The organism is Poseidonocella sp. HB161398 (assembly GCF_005870025.1).
In the GTDB taxonomy this organism is placed as follows: domain Bacteria; phylum Pseudomonadota; class Alphaproteobacteria; order Rhodobacterales; family Rhodobacteraceae; genus Mangrovicoccus.
Window position 1 is genome coordinate 1 of record NZ_VATA01000166.1, and the last position, 3,424, is coordinate 3,424.

The window sequence follows — 3,424 nt, forward strand, 5'->3', positions numbered from 1 at the left end:
CCGAAATAGGCGTGCCACCGGTAATGGACGCGTCGAACCTGCCCGACATGGGCAGAATGAACGGGAGATGGCCCTCAACCGCAAGAATGCCCTCTTCGCGGGCCATGACGAAGGCGGCCGTGCCTGGGGACGCATTGCCTCGCTGATCGAGACGGCGAAGATCAACGGCGTCGAGCCCTTCGCCTATCTCAAGGCCACGCTCGAGGCGATTGCCGCCGGACATCCAAAGAAGCGGATCGACGAACTTCTGCCATGGAATTTCAAGCCGTCAACCTGAGATCCCGTGAGCCGGGAGCACCGCTTACTGTTCTCCAGACGAGGAGGCAGACGATGCGGAAGAGCCGATTCAGCGAGGAGCAGATCATTGGCATCCTGAAGGAGCCCCAAGCCGGGCTGGGCGCCGCAGAGCTCTGCCGGAAGCACGGCATGAGCGATGGCACGTTCTGCAAGTGGCGCGCCAAGCATGGCGGCATGGCAGTGTGCGCGGCCAAGCGGCTCAAAGCGCTCGAGGTTGAGAATGCAAAGCTGAAGAGGATGCTGGCGGAGCAGATGCCCGATGTCGCCACGCTGAAGGAGATGCCGGGAATGGAGGCAGGTAAACGCCACCGGTCCGAGTGAACCTGCCGACCCTTCCGATGCCCGGTGCAAGCCTGCGCCGAACATGCTCGGGGTCAGCGGCTTCACCGGACGCCGGCGTACTCGCGGATTTCGCGGGCCCGGGCGCGCGATGGGGTGTGCCGCCAAGGCGAGGCGCCAGACGGGTGCGCGGCTCCCGTTCGCGGCGCTACTGGGGCCGGCTGTCCGCTCATGCGGCCGGCCGCCAGATCGATCCCCGGCCGCATGGGCATCTTCCAGCGCCCGCGGGTCCGTGCGGAGGAAGGCCCGCGGGCCATTCCCGCCGCGGGCATCGCGGGACGTCATTCGGCGGCGAGCACCGCCGGGACACCGTCCACGTACTCTTCCTCGCCATTCTCGGCGAAGAGCTGCAGCATGCGCTTGCGCATGATCATTCCGGGGCGGTCGGTGACCATGTGCAGCTCGGTCCGCAGCTTCAGGTCCAGCACTACCTCGGGATCGGTCGTCTCCAGCACGTCCTTGTCCTCGCGCACGATGGCCTCGTCCCAGGCGACCAGATCGGCGGCGGGGCAATCCTCCTCGGTGTCGTTGCGGAACAGGATCTGCGTCAGCTGCATGTTGCCGTCATCGATCGGCGTCGCGCAGTTGAAGATGATGTGGCGCAGCCCCGACGGATACTCGATGTCGAGCCGCCGGTAGAAGGGCACGTACCACTTGTTGACCATGTTGCGCATGGTCTTGCCCGCGGGCTCGCCGGTGATCTTCCGCGCATGGGCGGGGTTCACCACCTCCTGCCGCACCGAGGCGGTGAAGCCTTCCGCGGTCTCCTCGATCGCGTACTGCTCGGGCACCGGATCGTTGATGTCGCCGAAGGTGTTGCGGTGGACGAAGGCGATATGGGCCGCGTCGAAGGAGTTCTCCATCAGCCGGAAGGGCGAGGTCTTCCAGTGCTCGTAGAACTGGTGGATGCGGCGGAAATCGGCATCCTCCTCTTCGGGCACGTTCGGGATGTCGGCAATCGGGTCGTCGAGCGCGACCCAGACATGGCCATAGCGTTCCTGCGCGTGGAAGCCGCGGGTGCGGGCATTCGGCACCGCCTGGCGCTCGGGGAATTGCGGCACCATCACCAGCTTGCCGGTGCGGTCGTATTCCCAGCCGTGATAGCCGCAGACGATGTTGCCGTCCTTGCACCATCCCGTCGACAGCTTCGCCGTGCGGTGGCAGCAGCGGTCCTCCAGCGCGGCGGGCTTCCCCTCGCCGTCGAGGAAGAGCACGATGTTCTCGCCGAGGAGCGTGAAGGGCTTCGGCCCGTCGGAGAGATGCTCCACCGGCATGATCGCGTACCAGAAGCGGCGCAGGGTTTTCTGTTTGGTGTTCAGCATTTTTTCAGCCTTCGGTGCCGCTGGCGTCGAGGAAGTCCAGCGTGTAGGAGGTGGTCTCGTCGAAATCCGCAGGCAGCAGGCCCTGGGATTTCAGCATGTCGGCATGGGCTTTCCAGGCGGCCGGATCCATCTGGCCGATCTCGGAGGGGTCGTTTTCGTAGAGCAGGTGCTCGCTGACCATCTTGTCGATGGCGAAATCCATCTGGCCGTCGGTCTGGTTCGGGTCGCGTTCGGCGATGCGCGCCTTGGCGGGGGCCGGGTCCTCCAGGAAGTCCTGCCAGCCCTTGATCGAGGCGCTGACGAGGCACTGCACCACCTCGGGCGCCTCCTCGATCAGCTTGTCCGAGACCACCACCAGCGACCCGAGCGAGACATAGCCCATGTCGGCGATCAGGAAGTAGCTGGCATCCTCGCCGGTCTCCTGCCTGTAGCGGTAGGGTTCGGAGGAGACGAAGCCCTGCTGGATCGCGCCCGGCGTCGACATCCAGACCGCGATCTGGCCGTTATAGGCGCGCAGATCGGCGTCATCGAGCCCGTATTTCGCCTTCAGGAACGGCCAGATCGTCACCCGGTTCGACTGCGACAGCAGCATCGGATGACCGGCCATGTCCGCGGGGCTCTCGATGCCTTCACCCTCGTGATACATCAGGATCTGCGGGATCTTCCTGAAGGAGGACATCACCGCCCTGGCCGGGAAGCCCGCCTCGTTCAGCCGCATCACCCCGTCATTCTGCGAGACCAGCGCGACATCGACCGCGCCGGTGGTCAGCAGCTGCGCCGTGTCCATGCCGGGGCCGCCGTCGCGGATCGTCATGTCGACGCCGCAGTCCTCGTAATAGCCGCGGGCGGCGGCCTGGTGATAGCCGCCATGCTCGGCCTGCGCCTTCCAGCTCATCTGGAAGGTCAGCGGCACGAGGTCCTGCGCCATGGCCGGGGCGGCCGCGAGCGCGGCCAGGACCGCGAAGGTCGATATTCGGATGCGAACGATCAAAGCCTTGCCTTTCTCCTGTCGGGGATGGGGTGTTCTGATTGGGGGCAGGGGGCCTTCCGCGGCGGCGGAAGGAGGCGGGCACCGGGCCTCCGGGCGCTTTGGCGGACCGGCCGAGCCCCGCGTGCCGCGGGCCAGCATGGCCGGTGCGCTACCTGTCCAGGAGGGCCGGGGCGCTGTCGTCTTGCCCCATGCCCCGAGACTGGCACGGAGCCGGGAACCGGGAAACCATCAAATTTGCCCGTCCCCGTTGCCTTTCCGGCAACGCTGCCGCTGCGCCTGCAGAAGATCGGCGTGGCGGTGCTCGCGGGCCATGGCGATGACGACCAGATCGTGCCGGTCGGCGCCCCGGCCCTGCGCACGGCCGGGATCCTGAAGGACGCCACGCTGCGCCTCTATCCCGGCGGCGATCACGGGCTGGCCCAGACCCGGCAGGCCCCGGTCAATGCCGACCTGCCGGCCGTCCTGACGGGCGAGG

General features: G+C 66.7%; 3 protein-coding genes and 2 pseudogenes. 3 read left to right on the forward strand and 2 right to left on the reverse strand.

Features of this window, described 5'->3' with window-relative positions:
• Together FGX59_RS36230 and FGX59_RS36235 are read left to right on the forward strand one after the other, a co-directional pair.
• A partial coding sequence (locus tag FGX59_RS36230; protein ID WP_240722877.1) for an IS66 family transposase occupies nucleotides 1-277 on the forward strand: 277 nt, incomplete at its 5' end.
• A gap of 53 nt (nucleotides 278-330) precedes the next feature.
• Nucleotides 331-585, forward strand: a pseudogene (locus tag FGX59_RS36235) (transposase); the annotation flags it as partial.
• 332 nt (nucleotides 586-917) lie between these two features.
• Here FGX59_RS36235 and FGX59_RS36240 read toward each other — a convergent pair.
• Nucleotides 918-1,958, reverse strand: a complete 1,041-nt coding sequence (locus FGX59_RS36240) for a Rieske 2Fe-2S domain-containing protein (RefSeq protein WP_138473396.1) — start codon at nucleotides 1,956-1,958, stop codon at nucleotides 918-920.
• 4 nt (nucleotides 1,959-1,962) lie between these two features.
• Nucleotides 1,963-2,949, reverse strand: coding sequence for an ABC transporter substrate-binding protein (locus tag FGX59_RS36245; RefSeq protein ID WP_171061016.1), 987 nt, complete (start codon nucleotides 2,947-2,949; stop codon nucleotides 1,963-1,965).
• Between the two features lie 234 nt (nucleotides 2,950-3,183).
• Between FGX59_RS36245 and FGX59_RS36250 the strand changes: the two are divergent.
• Nucleotides 3,184-3,424: pseudogene (locus FGX59_RS36250) on the forward strand (alpha/beta hydrolase); the annotation flags it as partial.